The organism is Streptomyces sp. NPDC028419 (assembly GCF_055565515.1).
The window spans coordinates 1-23,412 of the sequence record NZ_JBVHUE010000037.1; the positions used below are offsets into that span (position 1 = coordinate 1).

Below are 23,412 nucleotides of genomic sequence, written 5' to 3' on the forward strand. Positions count from 1 at the left end.
CCCGCGGAGCGGGTACCTGAGCGCTGCGCGCTCAGGAGAGAACAGGCCTCGCTGCGCTCGGCCGGGCGCCTTCGGCGCCTGCTCCTCCGCTTCGCTCCGGAGCAGTTGACCGCCTCGCTTCGCTCGGCGGGCTCGGCTTCGCCGAGAGGGTCGGCCCTTCGGGTTTCGGTGGTCCTGCGCTTCGCTTCGGACTGCTTCGGGTTCCGCTGCGCTCCACCCTGCACGGCCCGCTCTGCGGGCTCGAGATTCCGTGCTCAGCACGGGAGGTGACGCCTTTTCACGGGGGCCGGCGTCGCTCCGGCCCTTTGAACGAAGGAAGATCCCAGGCGCTGCGCGCCTGGGATCAACCGTCCTCGCTGTGCTCGGGCAGGCGAGCCTCTAAGCCACTTCGTGGCTCAGAGGCGGCCCTTCAGACCCGTGTCCTACGCTTCGCTTCGGACTGGTCCGGTTCCGCTGCGCTTCACCAGAACCGGACTCGTACGGGCTCTCTAGTCACTTTTAGCCACCAGTCAGCAGGACGCTGCCCAGCTGATCTTGATCCCTGTGATGGTGGTTGCGCCGCCGCCAACTTGATTGGGTGCCAGGCACATGGTCTGGCCGGAGCTGCGCACATACACCGTGTCGTCATTCCGCGTGTTCACAACACTCCAGAAACTCCGAGGAGTGGTGTACTGGAAGTCTGGAGTGACGTCCTTGAACATGGCGACGATCTTTCCATCCCACTGGTAGCCGTCGTACACGCACACGTACGGATAGGGGCATCCCCATTGGCTATCAGCCTGAGCCTCAGAGGCCGTGACAGCACTTACTGCCAACAAAGAGGAAAGCGCAACAGCGGTACCGGTGACACGTCGCAACATGGATTTCATCAACAACCCCCAAGAGGAACGGAGAAGTTACACATGTCGGGACCCTCCGCGCCGTTCCCCCGACAAGCGTCCACGGCAAGCACCGCTTCGAGGCCGAAACCTACCAGTAGGCGATCATGAACGGATCCCCCATCTCGGAGGGTGTTCGACCGGGCCCACCCAGGCTGCTTCATTTCAGATCCAAGATAGAGATGGGAAAACATCCCGTCCACCGCTACCTGGATGGACGGCTCCCATGCCGTCACGAACCAACGAAGCTGCCCAGTACTCACCTACCCTGGCCTAAACCACCGTCAGGAGCCCCGTGACCTGCGGACTTTACCGGAGACTTCAATGACGCCGACTACTGACAACAAGTGACGCGACCTCCGGAATGTCCCGTCTGGCCAACATTCCCCACCGCGTCGTACTCGGCATGGAGGCGACCGTCCAGGCCCGGAGGAGCCGTTCAGGTGTACTGGACAGGGGACGTGTGGAGGAACGGGGAGCCGCCGTCGACTACCACCATCACCGAGGTCTCGTACGCGGTCCCTGAGCGCTTATACGCGCTGATCTTGCCCACGTAACCACTGGAGCAGGAGTACTCGCCACTCGCCACAGCATGACGGGTGCCCGCCCAGAGTTCGTAGATCGCCACGTGGACCGTACAGCTGGAGCCCATCGAACCCGCGCTCTTGCGGAAGGCGTCGGCGTGCACCTTTCCCCCGCCGGTGCTGACGCAGACGTCGTAGGACCAGCCGTACGACGAGTATCCCGAGCAGCCCCCGCCGGAGTCAGCACTGGCGGGTGAAGACAGGCCGAGGAGCACGAGCGGAACGGCCCCCGCGGCGACGGCCAGCCGGCCAAGCCCGCGCTGTGCGAATGCAGTGAAACGTGACATGCGTACTACTCCCCGCTGCGATCCGCGCGATCTGGTTCTTGCTCGTCGCCACGCGATGCGCCCTGGTTGTGAAGGAGCACGAGCCGCTCCCCGTATCGGACGCCACCGAGCCTAGGAAGAAGCGGATCACCGCCGTGCACAACTGGAGCAGACTTCCTTGACCTTCAGCGCACGGAACTCAATGGGGCTGAAGCCGTACGCCTCAGCGGCTGTTCTGATCCCGGTCCGAGACATCTCACAACTGACCTGCACAGACGGGATCAGAAACGGGCACAGAGTCCTCCCGGGCCAGTTCCGCGCAGCGGATCCCGCCGCCGGCGTGCCACTCCGTCACCGGGCCAACCGCGTCCCAGTGTTCCGGGCACCAAGAAACAGGGAGGACTCCCCCGCAGTCGTACCGCTTGCACACGCACTTTTCCCCCAGGTCGGCGTACGCCACCCCGTGGCGGACCACCCCAGCCGTCGCCCCCTCCGCGACGGCACCCCACAGGCCAGTCGGCCATGCCAGTGTCACCCGCAGGCCGCCCGACCCCGACCGAAACCGGTCGATCACCCGCACCTCGCCCAGCACCGCCAACGGACCCGCGCCCGGCGCGGCAAGCCGACGGAGAGACGCCCCGAACTCCCCGACCGCCAGCCCGGCCAGCGCGTCGGCGTCCGCGTCGGTGGACCAGCCGGACACCTAGTACTCGGCCCCAGCGTCCTCGGCCAGGGGCAGCCACGGGTCGTCGAGGCGGAACCGGTGCGTGGCGCCCCCGGCACCGGCCAGCACCAGCGAGGCGACCGTCGGACCCGTGAGGACCCCGATCTTGTCGTGGGCCAGGAGCCAGGCGACGACCGCGCGGCGGTCGAACTGCGGGTGCGCATCCGTGCCACCCACCGGATCGGGGAAGTCGGGGTGCCCACGGCGCCAGTTCACCACCGCGGCCCGGCCCACCCTGGCGACCCTCGCCACCTCCGCCAGGAACGCCCGGTCCTCGTCCGGGGCGATCGGGTGAAGGCCGGCGAGCGGGGAGCGGCGGCCCGCCGAGACAGTGCGCACCGCCCGCCAGTCCACGGAAGGTCGGACTCGGGCGGGGTCCTCGTCCACGAACCGGGCGGCGGGATGATCCAAGGGCCCCTCGGCGGCACCTTCAGCACCGAGCGGGCCCGGGGTCCCCAACGACCCCGCCGCCAGTGCCTGCGACCGTTACCAGTCAGCCGATCCCCGGACCGGGTAAAGGGCCCTCGTCAGCCGTCTCCCTGGGCGGTGAGGTGCGGCCACAGCAGCCTCAGGTCGCGGGCGACCCGCTCCGCCAGGACGACGGGATCGTTGGCGCTCCACTGATGAGCCGATCCCAGGGAATCGTCGGCCTTCGCCCTGGAGCTGCTTGTGCTGGGGAAGGAGCCGGAGGTGACGCGGGCGGTGAACGTCGCCAGGGCCGGCGGGCGGGGCAGGAAGAGCAGCGGGTGGTGCGGGGTGAAGTCGAAGTGGCCCAGACGGGCGGCGGGTTCTTCGTCCAGGAACTGCGGTTCGGTCCACAGTCCGACGGTGACCACCAGCCACGTGTGCGGGCGGTCCGGGTCGTCGCACAGCCACAGGTCGAACGTGCCAGCCAGCTCGTCCTTCTCCCACCTCCAGACCTTCGCCCGCGGATCGAGTTTGTCAGCACCGTCGCGGCGCAGGGGCATCAGGGCGTGCTCGAAGGGGGTGATCAGGTCGGTGTAGGCGGCTCGCAGGGCGATGCTGCCGGCGTGGTCGTACGTCAGCTCGCGGTCCGGCGCGATCTCCCACTTCAGACCGTCGGGGAGCTGGCGGGTCAGGTACTCGCGCAGCGGGCCGATCACCTGCGGGAGGCCGTCCTCGCCGAGGCGGGTGTGCTCGGTGGCGGGCAGGCGGACCCACCAGGCGTAGTACGGGGTGTCGTCGTCGTAGGAGTCGTAGTCGACGCAGAGCTCGTACACGCAGCCCAGCGACGCGGCCAACTCCTCCATCGGCTCCCGAGTGCGCTCGTCCAGATCCGGCTCGGCGCCCGCGAGCCGCCGAGGGTCCCGGACCTCCAGCCGCCACACCACCCACTCGAAATCCTGCCAGTCCGTCACGAGCACCCGCCCTCACGCCCGATGGTGCGGCCCCTGCTGTTCCCAGCCAACGCCCCGCCCCCTCCGCCTCACCCTGCCCCGGTACTCCAGTACACCAAGGCCCGTGAGCGGGCAGGAAGCATTCGCGCCCATCACCCCCGGACGGACGACGCACCGGCGCCAGCTGCCCCCTCAGCTTCAGCTCGCAGGCTTCCCACCGCGTTTCACTCCGAGCTGCTGACATGGCCGCCCAGCTCGGCATCCTCGACGGCACAGAAGCACTCACCCTCGTAGTCCTCAACGACGCCGCCCGCCACCTCGACCTACCCCAGGCAGAACAAACCTGAAGAACACGCCCGAAGACCAGGGCGACAGGCCTGACACTGCTGCCAGACACACCCCTTCCCACTCGCCCACAGACAGCCGCAGACACTCCCGACAGTTCTCAATACATCTGCGGGACTCTCATCCAACTTGCGGCCCCGCAGGTCAAGGCCCTCTGTGGCACCGGAAGCAACCCATCACCGAGTACCTCAATGGTGTGCAGCACCACAGGTCAAAGAGATGCCAAGACACGGCCATACCGCAACATGAATGAGAACGCACACCAGGCGGCTGGGTGACTACTCCCGCCACGGGACGCTCCCGAAGGCAGCTCCCGGGTGGGAGTGCATGCACTTCGGCGGGTGAACGGAATGGTGTGGGAGCCGGGCGAGGAAGCCAGGCTCGCAGCGTTGCGCTCCTGTCGGCGCGCCACCGGACACCCGGGCGCGGACCACTGCCGTCAGGTCAGGACCGCGGCCAGGGCGCCGATGATGGCAGCGGCCAGGGTCACGAACGCCGCGAACGCGGTGGCGGCGCGCAGGCATGCGGCCGGGGAGGTGGCGCCGTCGAGGCGGGCGAGTTTCCCGGCCACCGCGGCGACGGCGAGGGCGCCGATCAAGATCAGGCAGGTCGTGAACAGGACCACGGCCAGAACGGACATGTCGCCATCGGGCAGTTCATGGCCAACCTCCGCCGGAAGGGCGTAAAGAACGGGCGGGGCAAAGACCCCGACCGCGCCGCGGAACGCGCGGCGCAGCTCGCCACGATCGACGAGGACTGGCACTGTCCCTGGCCGCTCGACTGGCAACGCCACTACCGCGTCCTCGCAGACCTCGTCGACACCGAGGCCGGCGGTGCCCTGCCCTACATCGCACCCGGCGTACTCATGGACGGCAACGGCATCGGCGCATGGCGCTGGCGCTGGCGCCAACAGCACCCCGGCACCTGGACGCAGCTGTCATCCGAGCAACAGGACCGGCTGGCCGAGCTCGGCACCCAGCCCGCCCAGACACCGTCCCGCGCTGCGGCCACCGCCCGTGCGGGCACCGGGATGTCCAAGGCCGAGCAGGCGTTCCAACGCGGCCTGACCGCCCTCGCACAGTGGGCCAAGCGCGAAGGCCAGCGGCCGGTCCCCCGCGGCCACACCGAACCGACCACGGTCGATGGCGAGAGCGACCCGGTGCCTGTCCGGCTCGGCATGGATCTCCAACACCAAAAGCCGGCGCGACAAACTCGACACCGACCAGCTCGCCGCGCTACGGGAACTCGGCATCGACTGGGCGTAGGTCCGGCGTGGACGGGCCGGCTGGCGAAACGTGGTCGTGCCCCCCTGGTGGAATGCCTGCTGGGCCGCTGACGGCCCGGGGCCCGGGCCGGCCGGAGGGGGACCGGCGCATGCGAGCGGTTCGCAGCCGCCCCGGCCCACCGCCGGGGCGGTCAGTCCCAGCTGCCGATGTTCTGGTCCGCCACGTCCTTGCAGGTGAAGAGGCGCAGCTCGTTGCCCCACGCGTCGCCGCCCCAGCCGCTGACACAGGTCTTCCAGGCGCTCTTGGGCTGGAGCTGGGTGTGGCTGCCGGTGTGGACCTCATTGAAGACACGATCGGGGTTGGACGAGCCGCAGGGGTACAGCTTGATGTGGTTGCCGATGGTGTCCCCGCCCTCCCAGTTGTTCAGGCACAGGTTCTGGTTCAGGTAGTTGCGGATCTCGTAGTGGGTGGCGTCCACCTTGTGCACGAGCCACCTCTGTGCGTCGGTCCCGTTGCACCCCCACTGCTGGACCTGCGCGCCCGAGTAGGCGTTGGAGTTCGGCACGTCCCAGCACAGGTGGTTGTACATCTCGATGGGGTAGTAGCCGGTCTCGGCACTGGCCGGAGTGGCGGTCAGGCCGGTGGCGATGAGGGCCGCGCCGGACAGGGCGGCGGCTACGCGCTTGCGCATGGGTGTCTCCCCCGTGGAGTAAGTGGTGTGAATGGTGTGAGTGGCGATCGGCGAACCCGCCGGGGTCGCGACGTGCGCGCGAGCGGCCGCGGACGGAGCGGTCCGTGCCGCGGCGAGTCTCAGAACTCGCGTCATCGGCAGATACGGAGTCCAACGGGCCCGCGCGGGAGGTGGTCCAGGGTCGGACGGGACCAGGACCACCTCCGTCGTTCACGTGAGGTGCGGTCGGGCCGCGAGCTACCGATGCCGAGCACGGCTGTCGCCCGCCGGCCCGGCCCCCGCCGAGCGGCTAACCGACGAGGAGGGTGTTCAGCTCGGAAGGTGGTAGTAGCAGCCGTTGCCGTCGCCGTCCTTGGTCGCGATGAGGATGGACGCGCCGGTCTGCGGGCCGACAACGCCGTCCTGGGGCAGGCCGGCCCACTTCTGGTAGGCCTTGATCGCCCCGTACGTGTCGGAGCCGAACGCGCCGTCCTCCGCGACCTCGTGATAACCCGTCTGCCAGTGCAGGGAGTTCGCCAGGTTCTGGAAGCACTTGACCCCGTTGTAGGTGTTGCTCTGGCCGTAGCCGATCCAGGGGGCACCGGGGACGGCGTGGGCCGTACCCGCCCAGGCGCCTACGATGAGAGCTGCCACAGCGGTGGTCAGTCCGGCCTTGGTAACCATCTTCTTGATCATCATGGGGTCACGATAACCTCAAGATCGAGACCGGATGCCTCGGTTTTTCAGCAGGTGGCTGCGGTGCTGATGCGGATACCGGTGATGGTGTCTCCGCCGCCGCCCACGCCATTGGCACGCAGGCACCACTCGGAGCCCGAGCTCGAGCGGAGCCACACGACGTCGTCGTTGCGCGTGTTCACGACGCTCCAGGGCGACCGCGGGGTCGTGTTCTGGTAGTAGGAGGTCACGTCCTTGAACATGCCGGAGATCTTCCCGTCCCAGTAGTGGCCGTCGTACACGCAGACGTACGGGTACGGGCACCCCCAGTTGCTGTCCGCCTGTGCTGCCGGAGCGGTCAACCCGCTCAGAGCGAGCACGGCCCCGAGCGCGGAGGCCAGTCCTACCGTGCGGCGTGCCAACTTCATGGTTTCCCCCCAGGGACATCGAAGGCTGAATGGACCACGGCGGCGCCGAACAAGGCGTCGCGACCAGGCCCGTTGGGTTGTTCGCAGGCAGAAGTTACCACTGATGATCTTGTGGTGGCATATTCATTGACCGCCCGTCGGTCGAGAGCCACAGTCCGTCGCGCGCGAGCTGATCGATCGGTACGGTCCGCACCAAGGCCCGTCGACTCGGGGCCCCATACGGGTGGTCGACGCACGGGACGTCTCTAGGCCGTGTATCGAAAATGGATCTTGCGCGCTGAATGATCGTGTTCATGGAGCGGGGAGATCTCACGGACGAGCAGTGGGCGTTGCTGGAGCCGTTGTTGCCGAAGCGGGCCAAGGCAGGGCGACCGCCCACCTGACCCCGGCGTCAGCTGATCGACGGCATACGGTTCCGGGTGCGGACAGGCGTTCCGTGGCGGGACGTGCCCGTCGAGTACGGGCCGTGGGGCCGGATCTACGACCTGCTTCGTCGATGGCACCGGGACGGCACGTGGCACCGGGTCCTCACCCGGCTCCAGTCCCTGGCCGATGCGACGGGTGCCATCACGTGGGAGCTGAGCGTCGATTCCACGGTGCCGCGCCCATCAGCATGCAGCCGGGCCCGGAAGCATGGTGACCTGCAGAAAGAACCACCAGGCGGTGTCGCCTCCGAGCCTCGCGATCACGGGCTGGGCCGATCACGCGGCGGGTTCACCACGAAGCTGCACCTGGCCGTCGAGCAAGGTCAGAAACCCATGTCGATCGTGGTCACCGCCGGGCAGCGTGGTGACTCGCCACAGTTCGAACCCGTTCTGGAAAAGGTCCGCGTGCCCCGCGTCGGAGCGGGTCGGCCGCGGGTCCGTCCCAACCGAGTGCGCGCTGACAAGGCGTACGCCTCCCGCAAGAATCGCGCCTACCTGCGCCGCCGCGGAATCCGCTGCACCATCCCCGAGAAGGCCGACCAGGCGCGCAACCGCCAGAGACTCGGATCCCGTGGCGGCCGGCCGCCCCGCTTTGACCCCGTCGACTACCGCGAGCGCCACGCGGTCGAGTGCGCGATCAACCGCCTCAAGAGGCACCGTGCCGTCGCGACCAGGTACGACAAGCTCGCGGTCCGATACGAGGCGACCGTCCTGATAGCAGTGATCAACGAGTGGTTGTGACTTCCTGGTTTCGCCTGGGCGCGATGCGAGTGGTGAGCAGTTCTCGCAGGAGTTCCCCAATGAGATCAGGCTGCCCCACGAACGGGGAGTGGCCTGTCTGCCATTCGCGCACGTCGGTGCACCGCGAGGCCATCGTCCGCTGGAGGGCGGGGTCGATGGCCCGGTCCTGTGCGCAGATGACGTAGGTGGAGGGAGTTTCCTTCCAACTGTGGTGCTGGGGGACTCCTCGTCCGCAGCCCGGGGCTTGCGCACGCAGTAGACCGGCCGCACGCGCGGCGAGGGGCCCGGGACAGTCGCCGTAGAGGGTGTCGATGGCAAGGCCGGGGTGCAGGGTGGTCGAGCCGTCCGGCTCGGCGACGATCGCGTCCTTGAGCTGCTGGGACGCACCGCCCAAACTGGCCGCGCTCTCACCGGCGTCCAGCACGAACGCTGCCAGGTAGACCAGGTATGCCACTCCGCGGACGCCTGTGATCACCGACCCTCCGTAGGAGTGGCCGAGGACGAGCGGGGGCTCGGGCAACGCGTCGATGACGGCCTGGACGGCAGCGGTGTCAGCAGCCAATGAGCCGCGGTGAAGCTCAGGCACAACAACCTTGGTTCCGTCGGTCCGCAACCGTTCCGCCAACACCGCAAAGTGCTCGGGACGGTGATACAGGCCGTGAATAAGCACCACAGCAGCCAACTCGTCCGACTCCTCAGATCGACAACAGACCGGTGAGCCTAGCCCCGAACGACGGCCACCCCATCACCTTGATCCACTTTCGATACACGGCCTAGCTTAAGTTAAGGGCCCTGGCTCGGTGCGCTGGTCGTGGTGGGGGTGGGGTGGGGCTTGGGTGGGCGGTGGCGGGTGAGGGTGGTGGCGGTCAGGGTGGTGGCCGCCATCGCGGCGATGCCGATCAGGGCTGCGGTGGTGTAGGCGTGGTCGGTCGGGAAGAGGTGGCCGGGGGCGGTGCCGGTGGCCAGGACGAGGCCGCCCATCGCGCTGCCCAGGGAGTACCCGACGCTGCGGACGACGTAGTTGAAGCTCATCGCGCTCGACGTCTCGCTCTTGGGGGTGACGGCCAGGATGACGCCGGGCATGGCGGCGGAGAAGCCGCCGACGCCGAAGCCCAACACGGCCATCGCGAGGAGCAGTTCGGCCAGGTTCGACCGGGCCGCGGCGAAGAGGACGAACCCGCCGCCGACGACGACGGCGCTGCCCGCCAGGAGCAGGGGGTCGGCGATCCGCGTCCGGACCCGCGGCGTGAGCTTGCCGGCGACGAACCCCAGCACGGAGAACGGGACGAGGACCAGCCCGGCGACGAAGGTGGTCAGCCCGAAGCCGTAGCCGGCGCTGGGCGGCGTCTGCGCGTACCGCGTGATGAGCGTGAGCAGGAGGTACATGCCGATCCCGCCGACGAACATGGCCAGGTTCGCGCCGGCGACCGCCGGGTGCCGTACCGCCCGGACATCGACCAGGGGGGTCTTGCCGCGCAGTTCGGAAGCGGTCCAGAGGCAGAGCAGGAGCACGGCGGCGACGGCGAGGACCACCGCCAGGGCGAGGTGCCGGCTCCACAGGCTCCGCTGGCCGGCCAGGAACAGGACGAGGAACAGTCCACCCGCGAGGAGGAGCGCGCTCGGCACGTTCACGTGGGCGGAGCGGCCTTCGGGAGCCGCGGGTAGGGAGCGCCACGCGGTCAAGAGGGCGACAGCGGTGACGAACAGGCCGAAGCCGTAGGCGGCCCGTACGCCGCCGACCTCGGCGAGGAGTGCGGTGAGCGGGTAGCCGACGCCGGCGCCGATGATCGAGACCACCGAGATCAGGGCGATCGTCGCCGTGCCGCGCTCCTCGGGAAGATGGTCCCGGGCCACGCCCATCATCAGCGCCGTGAGGCCGAGGCCGACGCCTTGGGCCGCCCTGCCGATGAGCAGCCCGGCGAACGGCAGCGGCAGCACGGTCAGCGCACTGCCGACGACGACGATCGCCAGTGTGGTGAGGATCGTGGCCCGTCGGTGCGGGCCGGCTCCGAGCCGGCCGAGGACGGGTGTGGCGACGGCGCCGCTCAGCAGGGCGACGGTGAGCGTCCACTGCGCGCTGTCGAGCGGGACGTGGAACGTGGTCGCCACACTGGTGATCAGCGGCGTCCCGAGGCTGGCGACCGCCGCCACGACCAGGGCGATGAACAGCAGGGCGGGGGCCAGTCGTCGCGGCTCGGAGTGCTCCGGGGTGCGCCGCCCCGTCACCGCTTCGGCCCTTCGCGGTCCTGGTTGTCGCGGTCCTGGCCATCGCGGTCCTGGCTATCGCGGTCCTGGCTATCGCGGTCCTGGCTTTCGAGCTCTGCCAGGTGTGCCAGCGCCGGAAGCGCCGCCATCAGGGCCTCGACCTCGTCGTCGGCGAGTTCGTCGATGAGCCGCGCGAACGCGTCGGCGCCCGCCTGGCGTCGGGTCCGCACGTACGACGCGCCGGCCTCGGTCAGGCACACGAGCGTGACCCGCTTGTCGGACGCGTCGCCCCTGCGCTCGACGAGTCCGGACTCCTCCATCACCCGGACCAGCACGGTCATCGCGGGCTGGGTGACGCCCTCGTTCACCGCCAGATCGGTGATGCGTCGCGGGCCGGTCCTGTGGAGGGTGGCCAAGGTGGCGGCGGAGGTGATGCTCATGTCGCGGGGGAGGCGTCTCACCGCCCTGGTGGCCAGCTCGTAGAGGGCCGACCCGATCGCACGGGATGCGCCAGGCGTGGGATCTTGACGGATCATGCGTGAAGCATACAAGATTTATATGAATGGTTTATGTATTACTTGCGGATCGACTGCACGCACGTCATGACCGACCCCGCCGACCGGGGCCGAACACAGGAGGTTTCCATGGCCAAGGGCTACTGGGTCAGTGTCTACCGCGTCGTTTCCGACCCCGAGAGGCTGGCTGCGTACGACGAGCTGGCCGGTCCGGCCGTCCGAGCCGGGGGCGGGCGGCTCCTGGCCAACCGTGACAGTCGAGTCGTCGCCCATGAGGCCGGAAACACGGAGCGCGTCATCCTGATCGAGTTCGACAGCTTCGAGCAGGCCGTCGCGGCCTACGAGAGCGAGGCCTACCAGAAGGCGCTGGTGGTCCTCGCCGACGGCGCCGAGCGCGACTTCCGCATCATCGAAGGCATTGGCTGACCGAAGGGCCCAGCCACTGATGTTCTGGCCGGACGTCACGGTGGTTGACGCGTGCGTGCGGCGCGACGGCCGGGGCGGTAGCCCCACGGCCGTGACCGACGACGACCCGGCGGCGACGGACGCGGACCGGCGTGCGGTCGCCGCCGCGGCCGGCACCTCGCACACGGCGTTCCTCGGCCGGGGGCGGACGCCGGACGGTGGCTGGCCGGTCCGCTTCTTCACCGCCACCGGCGAACTGTCCGGCTGCGGCCACGGCACCGTGGCCGCGCAGGCCGTCCGGTTGACCCGCACGGCGCGGGGCGAGCTGAACGACCGTCAACACACCGCCGGGCGCACCTTCGAGACCGCCGCGGTCCGCCGCTCCGCCGGCATCGAGGTGTGGTTCGACCAGGGCCTCGTCGCGCTGCGTCGACCCGGCGCCGGACGAGCGCGACGCGATCGTCGGCGCGCTCGGGCTCACCGGGGACGATCCGCATCCGACCGACGCGCCACGGATCGCCGCGCCCGGCGCACCGCGCATGCTGGTGCCGGTCCGGAACCGGTCGGCGCTGCTCCGCGTCCGCCCACACCTGGGTTGGCTGACAGCGGCGTGCCTGCGGTACGGGCTCCTCGGCTGTTTCGTGTACGTACCGCCGGTGGGCGACCGACCGGGTGTCGCACGGATGTTCGCGCCGGCGATCGGTGTCGACGAGGACGTCGCCAACGCCAACAGCACCGGCTGCCTGGCCGCCCACCTGCTCGACACCACGGGGGCGCGGACGGTCGCGATCGAGGTGGAGCAGGGTGACGCCCTCGGTCGACCGGCCAGCGTGCTCGCGTCGGCCCGACGCGGGCCGGCCGGCATCACGACCCGGGTCGGCGGGTTGGCGGTGGTCCGCGACGGACGCTGAGACGACGACCGGAGCGTCCGCTTCATGGCGGGTGACGTGGCTCCGCCGGTCTTTCACCCGCACGAACCATTCCCACATGCGCACGCCCGTGGCATTCCCGGGCATGCGACGGGCTGCCCGCAGCTCTCGCCCAGGCCAACCTCAACCTCGGGCGCCTCGGTGCTGGCGGTCCAGGAACTCGATCAGGCGCGTCTCCGAACGTAGGAGCCGGTCGCGCTCCTCAGGAGACAGAGACATGAGGAGGTCGACCAGGACCCGCTCCCGCGGGACGTACACCATGTTGCCGACGTAGATCCGGCAATCGGAACACCAGGCGAATCCGATGCACCGCTCGAACGCCGAGGACCCGGGCGGATGGACGCGGTACTCGTACGAGCAGACGGGTGTTCCGCAGGCGGCGCAGACGCCTCGACCTCCATCGGGGACGGTGTCCCAGATCACGACCTTTCGCCAATGCTGTCGCCCGGCCGGTGCTCTTCACGTCGTCATGCCGAGCATTTTCGCACGGAGATCCGCTGGCATCGCTGCGGGCAGGGGCAGCTCGGCAGCCGTCATGTCAGGGCTGCGGCGAGGGCGGCGGTGATGGCGGCGGCCAGGGTCAGGAACGCCGCGAACGCGGCGGCGGCGCGCAGGCAGGCGGCGGGGTAGGTGGCGCCGTCGAGGCGGGCGAGTTTCCCGGCCACCGCGGCGACGATGAGGGCGGTGATCAGGGTCAGGATCAGGCAGATGGTGAACAGCGCCACGGTCAGTGCGGACATGTCGAACTCCTTTGCGGGGCGGATCGGTTGATGGATCGGTTGATGGGTCGACCATCTCGAATCGGGTGTGCGACGGGGTTCGGCCGGACGAAAATGAACAGTGCTGAACAGTGACGTGCGCACCGGCCGGGGGAACCATGAGCACCGCAGATGAGGAACGACGTCCCGCCGGCGGGCCCGGTGAGGCCCTGTACCGGCTACAGGCGCAGCTCGCGGACGCGTTGGCGTCGATGGGCCAGACGGTGACGTGGCTGGCGGGGCGGGCCAAGGTGGGGCGTACGGGGGTGAGCAATGCCCTCCACAAGCCGTGCGTTCCGAGCGCGCGGACCGTGGCCGCGATGGCGCGGGCGCTACGGCTCGACGAGGAGGAGCTGCTGGAGCTGCGGCGGCAGGCGGAGGAGGCGCAGGAGCGCGGGTCCGCCAGGCCGGGGCAGGTGGTGGGGCGGCCGGGTCTGCTGGTGGGGGCGCCGCCGCTGGTGGCATCGGCGTTCCAGGAGCGGGCGGAACTCCGCGAGCGCATCGACGCGGCCCGGGCGGGCGGCTCGGTGGTGCTGACGCAGGCCAGGAGGGCGTCGGCGGGAGTGCTCTCGGGGATGGGCGGGGTCGGCAAGTCCCAGCTCGCCGCGCAGTACGCCCATCAGGCCGTGGCCGAGGGGACCGGGCTGGTGGTGTGGGTCCCGGCCGGTGAGAGCGCGCAGGTCATCACCCTCTACGCGCAGGCCGCCGTGCGGGTCGGCGCGGTCGGCGCGAGCGGGCAGGATCCCGAGCAGGACGCGCGGGCGTTCCTGGAGTGGCTGGCCACCACCGAGCGGTCGTGGCTCGTGGTGCTGGACGACGTCGGCGACCCCGGCGTCGTCGGCCCGTGGTGGCCGCCGGCGCGGCCCGGCACCGGATGGACCATGGCCACGACCCGCCTGCACGACCCGCGCCTGACCGGCGGCGGCCGCACGCGCATCGACATCGACGTCTACACCCCCCGGGAAGCCGTCGACTACCTCCGGGAGCGGGTCACGGGTGACGGTGGCGAACACCTTCTGGACGGGCGGGAAGGCGAGGTCGCCCGCGTACTCGGCCACCTCCCGCTCGCGCTGGGCCACGCGGCCGCGTACCTCCTCGCCGAGGAACTCACCTGCGCCGAGTACCTGATCCGCCTGGCCGACAAGGCACTGCGGCTGGAGGACCTCCTCCCGGAGTGGGCGGACACCGAGGGCTATCAACGGCAGGTCACCGCCGCCCTGCTCCTCTCCCTGGACGCGGCCGAACAGGCCGGCCCCCGAGGCGTCGTCACGCCCCTCGTCCGACTGCTCGCGCTCCTCGATCCGGACGGCCACCCAGAATCCCTCTGGGTCACCGCGCCCATCACCTCCTTCCTCTCCACCACCCGCGGGCCGGGGGGCCTGCTGGAGACCACAGGAGGTGAGGTGGTGCGCGCGTTGCGGGTGTTGCGCCGGTACGCGTTGATCAGCATCGACCCCCGCACTCCGCACCGTCAGATCCGCATGCACGCCCTCACCAGCCGTGCCGTCCGCGAAGCGACCCCCACGGGCCATGATCCCCACCTCGCCACCGCCGCCGCCGACGCCCTGGTCGAGATCTGGCCGCCCACCCATCAGCCGCGGGAACTCGCACAGGCGCTGCGGGCCAACGCCACCGCCCTGCTCCAACACGCCGAGAACCTGCTCTGGCGAGACGGCATGCACGCGGTGATCCTCTTCAACGGACGCAGCCTCATCGAGGGCGGCCTGCACCACGTCGCCCACGCCTACTGGGCCTCGGTCACGGAGACGGCCACCCGCGCACTCGGGCCGGACCATCGCGAAACGATCGTCGCCCGCGCGAACCTCGCCTCCACCTACCACCGGCTCGGGCGCCACCAGGACGCACTCACCCTCCTCGAAGCCCTCCGCACCGACTGTGAACGCCTGCTCGGACCCGACCACCGGGACACCATCGGCGCCCGCGCCAACCTCGCCGTCACCTACCACGGGCTCGGGCGCCACCACGACGCACTCACCCTTCAAGAAGCCGTCCACGCCGACTCCGAACGCCTGCTCGGACCCGACCACCCCGACACGCTCGTCGCCCGCGCCAACCTCGCCGACACGTACCGCCAACTAGGGCGCCACCACGAAGCGCTCGCCCTGGAAGAAGCCGTCCGCACCGACTTCGCACGTCTCCTCGGACCCGACGACCCCATCAACATCAGCGCCCGCGCCAACCTGGCCGCCACCTACCACCGGCTCGGGCGCCACCACGACGCACTCACCCTTCAAGAAGCCGTCCACGCCGACTCCGAACGCCTCCTCGGGCCCGACCACCCCGACACCGTCCACGCCCGCGCCAACCTCGCCGTCACCCACGGCGCACTCGGGCGCCACCGCGACGCGCTCACCCTTCAAGAAGCCGTCCTCAGCGACTACGAACGCCTCCTCGGACCCGACCACCCCCACACCATCAGCGCCCGCGCCAACCTCGCCGTCACCCACAGCGCACTCGGGCACCACCACGACGCACTCACCCTCCTCGAAGCCGTCCACGCCGACTCCGAACGCATCCTCGGAGCCCATCACCCCGACACCCTCCACGCCCGCGCCAACCTCGGCGCCGCCTACCACCAGCTCGGACGCCACCACGACGCACTCACCCTCCTCGAAGCCGTCCTCACCGACTCCGAACACATGCTCGGAGCCCATCACCCCGACACCCTCCACGCCCGCGGCAACCTCGCCATCACCTACCACCAGCTCGGACGCCACCACGACGCACTCACCCTGCTCGAAGCCGTCCACGCCGACTTCGTACGTCTCCTCGGACCCGACCACCCCCAGACCATCAGCGCCCGCGGCAACCTCACCTCCGCCTACCACCAGCTCGGACGCCACCACGATGCTGCCCGCCTCGGGGACGAGCCGGCTCCTTAGCACCGGGGGAAGGGGCGTGCGGGTACAGGCCGTCGCCGCGGGCGCAGATCCGGGCCACCGCCGTCTGCTACGCCCGCGCCGTACGCGCCGTACGCGCCCAGGAACGGCGTCATCAACCTCCACCCCACCGCCATCGCCGAGATCGAACGCCAGGCCACCCGCGACTTCCTGGCCCACCACACGGCCGCCGACCTGCCCTGCGGCTCCGACGGCGACCGGCGGGCCGTCTGATCGGTCAGTGCTGGTGGGACGGCCGGACGCACAGCAGCTCGGTGCGCAGCACGGGGGTGCCGTCGACCGGTGCGGGGTTCTCCGTGGTCGGCTGGATTCCGCCGGCGGCGACCTTGTCGAGTGTCGCCAGGCCGTCGGGGCCGACCGTGCCGAACACCGTGTAGTTCGGTCGCAGCGCGGAGTCGCCGTAGACGACGAAGAACTGTGAACTGTTCGTGTTCGGGCCGGCGTTGGCCATCGCCAGCAGGCCGCGTCCGTAGAGGCGGCGCGCGCCGGTCGGGTCGGTGGGTGCGGGCGGCAGGTCCACCGGCAGCTCGTCCTTGTACTTGTACCCGGGCCCGCCCTCACCGGTGCCGGTCGGGTCGCCGCACTGCAGGACCTTCAGCGTCGGATACGCCGTCAGGCGGTGGCACACCGTGCGGTCGTAGAAGCCGTGCCGTGCCAGGTGCAGGAAGCTCTGGACCGTGCACGGCGCCTTGGCCCGGTCCAAGTGCAGTGGGAGGGCGCCCTGGCTGGTCGGAACTGCCACGTCGACCACGCCGCGGTCGGGGGTGCGCCGGGGGTCGGGCGGCAGCGGAACGGGGCGCGCGGGCGGTTCGTCCGGGGTCTGTGCGTACTGGCACGGGCCGTGGGTGGTGCGCGGCGGGGCGCCGCCGTCGGAAGCGGTGGCGGCACTTCCCCCGGACACGACTAACGCCACGGCCGCGAGTCCGCTGATCAGTGCTCGGTTCATCTTCCGCACCCTCCTGATGATCGCCAGGTCTTGAAGCGGTCGCAGTCTAGGGCGTGATGGGGGCGGCGGGAATGGGGCGACCGGCTGCCGCCGGGCGGGCTGCCGGGCTTCCTGGACGACATAGAGAAGGTGGCCGGTTGCGGGTACGGGTACGTGATTCCGAGTCCCTGACGTCGAGCGAATCACCGCGTTGCCCGCGGTCCACGACGGCTGGCGGGAAGGACGTGACGCCATGCCTGTCGCATCCGAGGTGAACGGTCCGCAGGGCGGGGCTTTCGAGGAGGTCCTCGCTGAGCTGGACGACGCCGAGGCTCGACTTCGAGAGGTGCACGGCAAGGCTCGTGCGCTCCGGGGGAACGAAGACGGGGGCACCCGCTGCTTGAGGTGCTTCGATCCCGTCTGCCCTTCCTACAAGCAACCTCACCCGGGGCTCCTTCGTGCTCGCGCCACCTGTCGTCATCACTTCGCCTCCCACGATCTCGGCTGAAGGGTCCGGAGCCAGTACGAGCGGGCCGCGATCGTCAGGGCGATGCCGTGGACGGCGAAGGCGGCGATCCCGATCCAGGCGACCAGCAGCGCGTCGCCCGAGGAGTGGAAGTCGCCGCGCCGCATCGTCACCACGTCGGCCGTGACCAGGGCCAGGTACCCGACTCCAACGACGCCGTAGGGGGCGAGCGTGGCGGCGCCGAGCAGGGCCGGGGCGAGCGGGAGCCAGCGCGGGACACGTCGACCGCGCAGGAACGGCGTCCAGCGCGGGAAGGCCTGCCCCCACGGGCGGACCAGGCCCCAGAGCAGGAAGACGCCGAGCACGGCCAGCAGCGCGGTGGGGTCCAGGCCCCAGGACTCCAGGGTGAGGAAGATCCCCGAGGCGCCGTTGCGCTCCGAGACCGCGAGCATCTCCTCACCGGTGATCCCGGCGAACGTACCGCCCGAGGCCCAGACCAGCTTCATCGCCGCGTACGGGAGGAAGGCCAGCGTCCCTGCCAGGGCGATGAGTTGGACGGGCCGCGGTGCGGTGGAGGGCTCTCGTACGGCAGTATCGGCGGGAGGTCGGTCGGACCGGGCCGTGGCCGCGAGCAGAACCGCCCCGACCGCCGCCAGGGCCCTGTTCACGGCGGAGGCACCGTTGTCCACTCCCTGACCTAGCAGCAGGGTGATCACATCCATCAGCAGGCTGAAGGCGATGGTCCCCGCCAGCCCGCACAGGACCCGGAGCAGCACCCGGAGCGGGGGCCTCAGCCCGTACCGCACCACCGCCACGCCGACCGACGACCCCAGCACCCCCAGCGCCACCACCGCCCAACCCAGCACGGAGGCCGCCGAGCCGCCACCGCGGGGGAGCAAGGAGGTCCCGCTCAGCGCGCACGCCAGGCCGAAGCCGGCGTACAGCAGCGCCCACAGGGCCGTGGCCCGAGCCACCCAGCGGGGCCATCGCCGCCACCAGGCCCTCCATGCCCTCCACACCCTGCGGAGCGCGTTCGTCGTCCGTTCAGCACCGGCCATGCCCTGAGCGTCGCACCGACCGCCGCGAGGTGGCGTCGGCCGTCCGGACGATCTCCCTCCCCCAGCCGGGGGAGCGGCTCCCGGGGGGCGGCTCCCGGGGCGCGGGGCCCCGGGCGTTCTGCGTCAGGCGTCGTCGGCGTGGCTCAGTTGGATCCTGGTCTCGTGGAAGTGGTCCCAGTCCAGGACCAGGCGGAAGCGCTGGTGGGGCGCCAGTCGTTCCGGGTCGGCGGGCTCCTGACCGCGGAGCACCCGGGCGTCGTCGGACAGCACGAGCTCCACGATGGCGAGGCGGACGTCGGCGGCGTCCTGGCCGGTGGCGGCTGCCAGGCGGTCCAGGGAGGTGAGCAGCTCCTCCGGTTCACCCAAATCGTCGATCAGGTACGTGATGAAGTCGTTGACGAGCGGGCCGGTGCCCATCGTCCAGCGGATCGAGTCGAGCCGCTCGGTGAGTTCGGCGTCCAGGGACAGCAGGTCGCCGGGCAGCGGCAGGACCGCGGGCATCGACCATCGGGTGCCGTCCGGCGTCTCCTCGCGGCTCGCCAGGCCCCACGTCAGGTACAGCTCGGACAGCTCCCGCACGGTCCTGGGCACGGGGAAGCCGGCGTCGGTGAGCTGGGCGCCGAACCGCTCCCAGCGCTTCGCCTCGGAGGCCTCGCGCCCCTCGGGCGCCTCCGCGTAGTCCCATGGCTCCTCCTCTTCGGGCCAGGAGAACATGAGCGGGCCGTCGAGGCCGCCGGGGAGCATGCGCCAGTGGCCGTCGAACGTGTCGCGCATGAGGTCGTCCAGGGAACCGGTGAAGCCCGGCTGGCTCGCTGTCCCGACCAGCATCGTCAGCGGCAGGCCCTGACGGGGCAGGACGTGCTCCCAGCCCGAAGCCCACCAGTCGTTGTGCATCGCGATGTCCCGGCGCGGTCCGGGCACCGACGGGTTCTCAGACATCCGTGAGGTCCTCCTCGAAAGGCGGTCAGACGCCCGCATCGTATGCCCGGGCGGGGGGTCGCCGTGGCCGCTCCCAGCCGTCTCGGGAGGCCCGCCGGACCGGGTCAGCCCTGGGTGTAGGCCTCGATCAGGCGGGCGCCGAAGAGGTCCGTGCCCGTGGCCACCGGGAGGACGATGCCGGCCAGGAGCGCGACGGTGACGACGACCCGCCAGCGGCGGGCCGCGGCGCCCGTGGTCGTGGGCCAGATCACCCAGACGGTGCCGAGGACGGCGGCCAGGAGCAGGGCCAGCCAGAAGTTCACCACCGTCGGGCCCTGTATCTGGGCCTGGACGGTGATCGCCGATGACGTGACGGCCGCGCTCGCCGACGCGACCAGCATCGAGGCGTAGTTGATCGCGCCCAGCCGCTGGATCGGGGGCCGCAGGAGGAGGTGGGGTGGGAGCGTGCCGGGGGTCGGTGCCGGCCCGGTCGCCGCCTCCTCGCGCAGGCGCGCGGCGATGCGGCCGTGCGCCTCTTCGAAGGCCTCCGCCTCGCCGGCCGTGGCGCCCATGGCGAGGACGAGGCTCCTCGTCGCCGGTCCGTCGGGGGTCATGGCCCGGCCGGAGAACCAGGTCGCGATGTCGACCGTCGGACCGGCGTCGCCGAGGACCGTCGTGGCGATCTTGTCCAGCGGCCAATTGTGGGCGCCGGAACGCAAGCGCAGGGTGCGCAGGTGGTGGGCGAAGGCCGTCGGGTCCTGGACTTCCGCGAGGCCTGCCGTCAGGGACGAGGTGGTGGCCTGGAAGCCGGTCGTGTTGTTCGGCTGGTCACGGCGTTGTCCGTAGGTGTCCTGGACGATCCGGGGCGGTCGGTGCGCCGGTGCTCCGCGGGGCGCGGGCCGGTGATGACGGTGCCCTCGATGAGGGTCGGCCCACCCGGGGCCTCGGCCTGCCCCAGGTGGGCCTGCTGGCGCGCCTCCCACACCTCGTGGGCCAGGGCCTGCTGGGCCTGTTCGGCGGTGTAGCGACGTCCCTTCGCCTTCTCCAGCTCCGCGGCGGTCCGCTCCAGCCGCAACCGGGCCTGCGACAGCTGTAGTTCCACCTCGGTCCGCTCCCGGACGGCGACCGACCGCAGCCGCATCTCCTGGCCGGCGATGACGGTGTCCAGGAGGGCGCCCATCTGCAGCAGCGAGGAGATCATCGCGTTGGCCTTGTCCGCCGCCTTGACCGCCTTGTGCTGTCCCTTCAGGGCCTCGATGAGTTCACCCTGCACCTGCACCAGGGTGAGCGCCGGCCCCGCCGTCCGCCCCTCCGCGGTCGCCTGCTCCGGTCCGGCCGGGCGCAGGGACTCCGCGTGCGCGGCCTTCCAGAGCTCGTTAGCCTCCACCGTGTAGGCGCGCAACTGGGCCGGCTTGCCGGTGGACAGCGCCTGGAGCAGGGCGCCCAGATCCTTCTTGGGGATGACCTCGGTGCCGTTCATGTACTTCGCCCAGGTGGAGTTGCCCTTGCTGGTGCCGGGAACGAGGGCGAGCACCTGGTCGATGGTCCGGGGGTCCGTGATCCGGCACACGAACGCCGCCAGCCTGTTCGCTTCCGGGCGCCCCTTCAGCTGCCTCTTGCGCGCCACGACGTCCTCGGCAACATCACCGCCGCTGTGGTCGTCACCGGGGGCGGTTGGGCGGTGCGCGCCGCCCGGACGGGCCGGGCCCGTCGGCGCGCGGACGGGCAGTGGGACCGGCCGGCGCGGGGATGCCGCGAAGAGCGGCGCGCCGCGTCCGGCGCTGCCCTAGCCTTGCGCCATGAGCGCGGCAGGGGACGTGATCGGCGGTCGGTTCGAGCTGGTGGATCGGCTGGGCAGCGGGGGGATGGGGACGGTCTGGCGGGCGCTGGACCGGGCGCTCCATCGCGAGGTGGCCGTGAAGGAAGTGCGGGCGGAGGTGGGGCGGGGCGATCCGGAACTGCGGCGGGTGCTGCGGGAGCGGGTGCTGCGCGAGGCCCGTGCCCAGGCCCGGATCAACCATCCGAACGTGGTCACCATCCACCACATCGTCGACGAGGGCGAGCACCCCTGGCTGGTGATGGAGCTGCTGCCCGGCCACTCCCTCGATCGGCGGCTGGAGCAGGGGCCGTTGTCGCCCGCCGAGGCCGCCCGGACCGGCCGCGAGGTGCTCGCCGGGCTGCGGGCCGCGCACGCGGTCGGCATCCGGCACCGGGACGTGAAGCCCGCCAACGTGCTGGCGCGGGCAGACGGTTCGGCCGTGCTCACCGACTTCGGCATCGCCGCGCTCCAGGACGCCGCCTCCCTCACGGTGACCGGGGAGGTCATCGGGACCCCCGAGTACCTGGCGCCCGAGCGGATCCGCGGCGCCGACCTGGACGCCTCCGATCTGTGGTCGCTGGGCATGATGGTGTACGTGTGCGTGGAAGGCGTCAGTCCGATGCGCCGGGCCACCACCTTGGCCACCCTGGCCGCGGTCCTCGACGAGCCGGTACCCCCGCCGCACCGGGCCGGTCCGCTGGCGCCCGTACTGGCCGAGCTGCTGGTCCGCGATCCGGCCGCACGGCCGTCGGCCGAGCGGTTGGACCGGCTGTTGGCCGGCGTCGCCGGGGGCGCGGGCGGTGCCGTCGTGCCGGAGCCGACCCGCCTCGATCGGGCGCCCGCCGCCCCTCCCGACGTCTCCCCCGTGGCCGGACGGTCCCCGTCGGTCGACCGGTTCGGCCCGCCGCCCACGCCCGTGCCCTTCCCGCCGTACGCGGCCACGCCCCACAGTGCGCTGCCGACCATCGGCCCGCTGGACGGTGGTGCCCCGCCGCACGGGAGCGGACCGGACCGCCGGCGCAAGGCCGCCCCGCTCACCGCGGCGGCCGCCGTGGTGGCCCTGGCGCTGCTCGGCTTCGGCGGGTACGCCCTGTTCGGCCCGGGTGCGGGCGACCGTACGGACGCCAAGGGCGCGGCCTCGCCGACGGTGTCCGGGCGCTCCGCCGCTCCGGTCTCCCCGCCCGCGGGTCCGGGCACCTCGGCGGCGGCCACGTCCAGCGCGCCGGGTGCGACGCAGAGCGCGCCGCGGGCGAGCGAGAGCGCCCCGGCGGCCGCCGTGCCCGAGGGTGACGGGCCGGCTCCCGGCGCCGGCCGTTGGATCGCCCAGCTCTACTCCGAACCGGAGAGCACCGGCATCGCCGTACGCGACCAGCGGCTGGCGGCGATCCGCGTGACGGTCCCCGAGGCCCGGTTGCTGCGCAGCCGGGACTACGCCTCGCTCAACCCGGGGTATTGGGTGGTCTACGCCCCCGGCCCCTTCACCGACGGCGGGGCGGCCGTCACCTTCTGCGCGGCCAAGGGCCGGACCACCGCCAACGAGTGCATCGGCCGCTACCTCAGCGACGACGCGGGTGATCACGGGTACCAGTGCACCCCGCCGGCCTCCTCCCCCGGCGGCCGCTGCCGACGTTCCTGACGGGGCGTGTCCGACCTGCTCGACTCCCCTCGGGAGAAGGGGCGTTGTGGGACGATCGGCCGGAGTTGAAACCGGCGGAACGGGGGCGCGGGAGTGCGGTTGACGATCGAGGTGTCGGACGCCGACGAGGCGGCGGAGCTGCGGGACCTGTACCGGTGGCTGCGCGCCGACGAGGACGTGCCGGACGAGGTGCGCCTCTGCGCGCAGCCGGCGCCCGGTGCCATGGGGGGTGGGCTGGAGGTCATCAACGTGGTGCTGACGCACACGATGGGCGTCGCCAACCTCGCCCTGGCCTACGCCGGTTGGCGCCGGGCGCGGCGGGGCCGGGCGGTGTTCACCATCACCCGGGCCTCCGACGGGGTGACGGTGACCGTGGAGGACGGGTCGGACGAGGTCGTGCGCGGGCTGATCGCGACGCTGTCCGAAGCCGGTCCCTCCGCCGCCCCGCCGGCCGTGACGCCGCCGGCCGTGACGCCCGCTCCCGACGGCGCGTCGGGCGGCGGAGCGTCGGGCTGGGCGGCACCGGGCGGACACTGA

The 23,412-nt window shown here is 71.1% G+C and carries 24 protein-coding genes and 2 pseudogenes; 9 read left to right on the forward strand and 17 right to left on the reverse strand.

Translation table 11 applies throughout. The features are described from left to right. Positions 1-509 precede the first annotated feature (509 nt). The 4 genes from ACZ4UB_RS32760 to ACZ4UB_RS32775 form a co-directional block, all read right to left on the reverse strand. Positions 510-869, reverse strand: coding sequence for a hypothetical protein (locus ACZ4UB_RS32760; RefSeq protein WP_468075854.1), 360 nt, complete (start codon positions 867-869; stop codon positions 510-512). Positions 870-1,317: 448 nt separating this feature from the next. Then, positions 1,318-1,749, reverse strand: coding sequence for a hypothetical protein (locus tag ACZ4UB_RS32765; RefSeq protein ID WP_468075856.1), 432 nt, complete (start codon positions 1,747-1,749; stop codon positions 1,318-1,320). 682 nt (positions 1,750-2,431) lie between these two features. Further along, positions 2,432-2,791, reverse strand: coding sequence for a hypothetical protein (locus ACZ4UB_RS32770; protein WP_468075858.1), 360 nt, complete (start codon positions 2,789-2,791; stop codon positions 2,432-2,434). A gap of 188 nt (positions 2,792-2,979) precedes the next feature. After that, positions 2,980-3,831 carry a hypothetical protein gene (locus ACZ4UB_RS32775; protein ID WP_468075860.1) on the reverse strand — a complete coding sequence of 284 codons (852 nt, stop codon included), beginning with the start codon at positions 3,829-3,831 and terminating at the stop codon, positions 2,980-2,982. A 671-nt stretch (positions 3,832-4,502) separates the two neighbouring features. Between ACZ4UB_RS32775 and ACZ4UB_RS32780 the strand changes: the two are divergent. Continuing rightward, positions 4,503-5,420, forward strand: a pseudogene (locus ACZ4UB_RS32780) (helicase associated domain-containing protein); the annotation flags it as partial. Positions 5,421-5,571: 151 nt separating this feature from the next. Here ACZ4UB_RS32780 and ACZ4UB_RS32785 read toward each other — a convergent pair. The 3 genes from ACZ4UB_RS32785 to ACZ4UB_RS32795 form a co-directional block, all read right to left on the reverse strand. Further along, entirely contained in the window at positions 5,572-6,072 is a 501-nt protein-coding gene (locus ACZ4UB_RS32785) for an RICIN domain-containing protein (RefSeq protein WP_468075862.1), read from the reverse strand. 309 nt (positions 6,073-6,381) lie between these two features. Continuing rightward, positions 6,382-6,750: a peptidoglycan-binding domain-containing protein gene (locus ACZ4UB_RS32790; protein WP_468075864.1), complete on the reverse strand. Its 369-nt coding sequence runs from the start codon at positions 6,748-6,750 to the stop codon at positions 6,382-6,384. Between the two features lie 44 nt (positions 6,751-6,794). After that, on the reverse strand, positions 6,795-7,154 hold the full coding sequence (locus ACZ4UB_RS32795; RefSeq protein WP_468075866.1) for a hypothetical protein: 360 nt from the start codon (positions 7,152-7,154) through the stop codon (positions 6,795-6,797). 293 nt (positions 7,155-7,447) lie between these two features. Between ACZ4UB_RS32795 and ACZ4UB_RS32800 the strand changes: the two genes are divergently transcribed. Both ACZ4UB_RS32800 and ACZ4UB_RS32805 read left to right on the forward strand, forming a co-directional pair. Then, positions 7,448-7,537: a transposase gene (locus ACZ4UB_RS32800; RefSeq protein ID WP_468075868.1), complete on the forward strand. Its 90-nt coding sequence runs from the start codon at positions 7,448-7,450 to the stop codon at positions 7,535-7,537. 15 nt (positions 7,538-7,552) lie between these two features. Then, the gene (locus ACZ4UB_RS32805; protein ID WP_468075987.1) at positions 7,553-8,320 is read left to right on the forward strand and encodes an IS5 family transposase; all 768 of its coding nucleotides are present in this window, start codon (positions 7,553-7,555) and stop codon (positions 8,318-8,320) included. Here ACZ4UB_RS32805 and ACZ4UB_RS32810 read toward each other — a convergent pair. The 3 genes from ACZ4UB_RS32810 to ACZ4UB_RS32820 all read right to left on the reverse strand — a co-directional run bounded on the left by ACZ4UB_RS32810 (position 8,304) and on the right by ACZ4UB_RS32820 (position 11,061). After that, positions 8,304-9,002: an alpha/beta fold hydrolase gene (locus tag ACZ4UB_RS32810; protein ID WP_468075870.1), complete on the reverse strand. Its 699-nt coding sequence runs from the start codon at positions 9,000-9,002 to the stop codon at positions 8,304-8,306. The genes ACZ4UB_RS32805 and ACZ4UB_RS32810 overlap by 17 nt on opposite strands. 101 nt (positions 9,003-9,103) lie before the next feature. Continuing rightward, positions 9,104-10,546: an MFS transporter gene (locus tag ACZ4UB_RS32815; RefSeq protein ID WP_468075872.1), complete on the reverse strand. Its 1,443-nt coding sequence runs from the start codon at positions 10,544-10,546 to the stop codon at positions 9,104-9,106. After that, a complete protein-coding gene (locus ACZ4UB_RS32820; protein ID WP_468075874.1) occupies positions 10,543-11,061 on the reverse strand; it encodes a MarR family winged helix-turn-helix transcriptional regulator in 519 nt (172 codons plus the stop codon). Before ACZ4UB_RS32820 ends, ACZ4UB_RS32815 begins: the two co-directional genes overlap by 4 nt. A 108-nt stretch (positions 11,062-11,169) precedes the next feature. On the opposite strand from ACZ4UB_RS32820, the gene ACZ4UB_RS32825 reads away from it, so the two are divergent. The 3 genes and pseudogenes from ACZ4UB_RS32825 (at position 11,170) to ACZ4UB_RS32835 (ending at position 12,356) form a co-directional block, all read left to right on the forward strand. Beyond that, entirely contained in the window at positions 11,170-11,466 is a 297-nt protein-coding gene (locus ACZ4UB_RS32825; protein ID WP_468075877.1) for a DUF1330 domain-containing protein, read from the forward strand. A gap of 19 nt (positions 11,467-11,485) precedes the next feature. Then, positions 11,486-11,701, forward strand: a pseudogene (locus ACZ4UB_RS32830) (phenazine biosynthesis protein PhzF); the annotation flags it as partial. A gap of 259 nt (positions 11,702-11,960) precedes the next feature. Beyond that, entirely contained in the window at positions 11,961-12,356 is a 396-nt protein-coding gene (locus ACZ4UB_RS32835; protein ID WP_468075989.1) for a PhzF family phenazine biosynthesis protein, read from the forward strand. Positions 12,357-12,497: 141 nt separating this feature from the next. On the opposite strand, the gene ACZ4UB_RS32840 is transcribed toward ACZ4UB_RS32835, so the two are convergent. Together ACZ4UB_RS32840 and ACZ4UB_RS32845 are read right to left on the reverse strand one after the other, a co-directional pair. Next, a complete protein-coding gene (locus ACZ4UB_RS32840; protein ID WP_468075879.1) occupies positions 12,498-12,797 on the reverse strand; it encodes a hypothetical protein in 300 nt (99 codons plus the stop codon). A gap of 110 nt (positions 12,798-12,907) precedes the next feature. Further along, positions 12,908-13,114, reverse strand: a complete 207-nt coding sequence (locus tag ACZ4UB_RS32845) for a hypothetical protein (protein ID WP_468075881.1) — start codon at positions 13,112-13,114, stop codon at positions 12,908-12,910. 137 nt (positions 13,115-13,251) lie between these two features. On the opposite strand from ACZ4UB_RS32845, the gene ACZ4UB_RS32850 reads away from it, so the two are divergent. Then, on the forward strand, positions 13,252-16,035 hold the full coding sequence (locus ACZ4UB_RS32850) for a tetratricopeptide repeat protein (RefSeq protein ID WP_468075883.1): 2,784 nt from the start codon (positions 13,252-13,254) through the stop codon (positions 16,033-16,035). 235 nt (positions 16,036-16,270) lie between these two features. On the opposite strand, the gene ACZ4UB_RS32855 is transcribed toward ACZ4UB_RS32850, so the two are convergent. The 5 genes from ACZ4UB_RS32855 to ACZ4UB_RS32875 all read right to left on the reverse strand — a co-directional run bounded on the left by ACZ4UB_RS32855 (position 16,271) and on the right by ACZ4UB_RS32875 (position 21,047). Further along, entirely contained in the window at positions 16,271-16,999 is a 729-nt protein-coding gene (locus ACZ4UB_RS32855) for a peptidylprolyl isomerase (protein ID WP_468075885.1), read from the reverse strand. 459 nt (positions 17,000-17,458) lie between these two features. Further along, positions 17,459-18,418 (reverse strand): hypothetical protein, encoded by a 960-nt coding sequence (locus ACZ4UB_RS32860; protein ID WP_468075887.1) that lies wholly within the window; start codon positions 18,416-18,418, stop codon positions 17,459-17,461. A 207-nt stretch (positions 18,419-18,625) separates the two neighbouring features. Further along, positions 18,626-19,441 (reverse strand): DUF6042 family protein, encoded by an 816-nt coding sequence (locus ACZ4UB_RS32865; RefSeq protein WP_468075889.1) that lies wholly within the window; start codon positions 19,439-19,441, stop codon positions 18,626-18,628. 104 nt (positions 19,442-19,545) lie between these two features. Beyond that, the gene (locus ACZ4UB_RS32870; RefSeq protein WP_468075891.1) at positions 19,546-20,139 is read right to left on the reverse strand and encodes a hypothetical protein; all 594 of its coding nucleotides are present in this window, start codon (positions 20,137-20,139) and stop codon (positions 19,546-19,548) included. Positions 20,140-20,201: 62 nt separating this feature from the next. Further along, positions 20,202-21,047, reverse strand: coding sequence for a hypothetical protein (locus tag ACZ4UB_RS32875; protein WP_468075893.1), 846 nt, complete (start codon positions 21,045-21,047; stop codon positions 20,202-20,204). 172 nt (positions 21,048-21,219) lie between these two features. Between ACZ4UB_RS32875 and ACZ4UB_RS32880 the strand changes: the two genes are divergently transcribed. Continuing rightward, positions 21,220-22,875 (forward strand): serine/threonine-protein kinase, encoded by a 1,656-nt coding sequence (locus ACZ4UB_RS32880; protein WP_468075895.1) that lies wholly within the window; start codon positions 21,220-21,222, stop codon positions 22,873-22,875. 99 nt (positions 22,876-22,974) lie between these two features. Then, on the forward strand, positions 22,975-23,412 hold the full coding sequence (locus tag ACZ4UB_RS32885; protein ID WP_468075897.1) for an effector-associated constant component EACC1: 438 nt from the start codon (positions 22,975-22,977) through the stop codon (positions 23,410-23,412).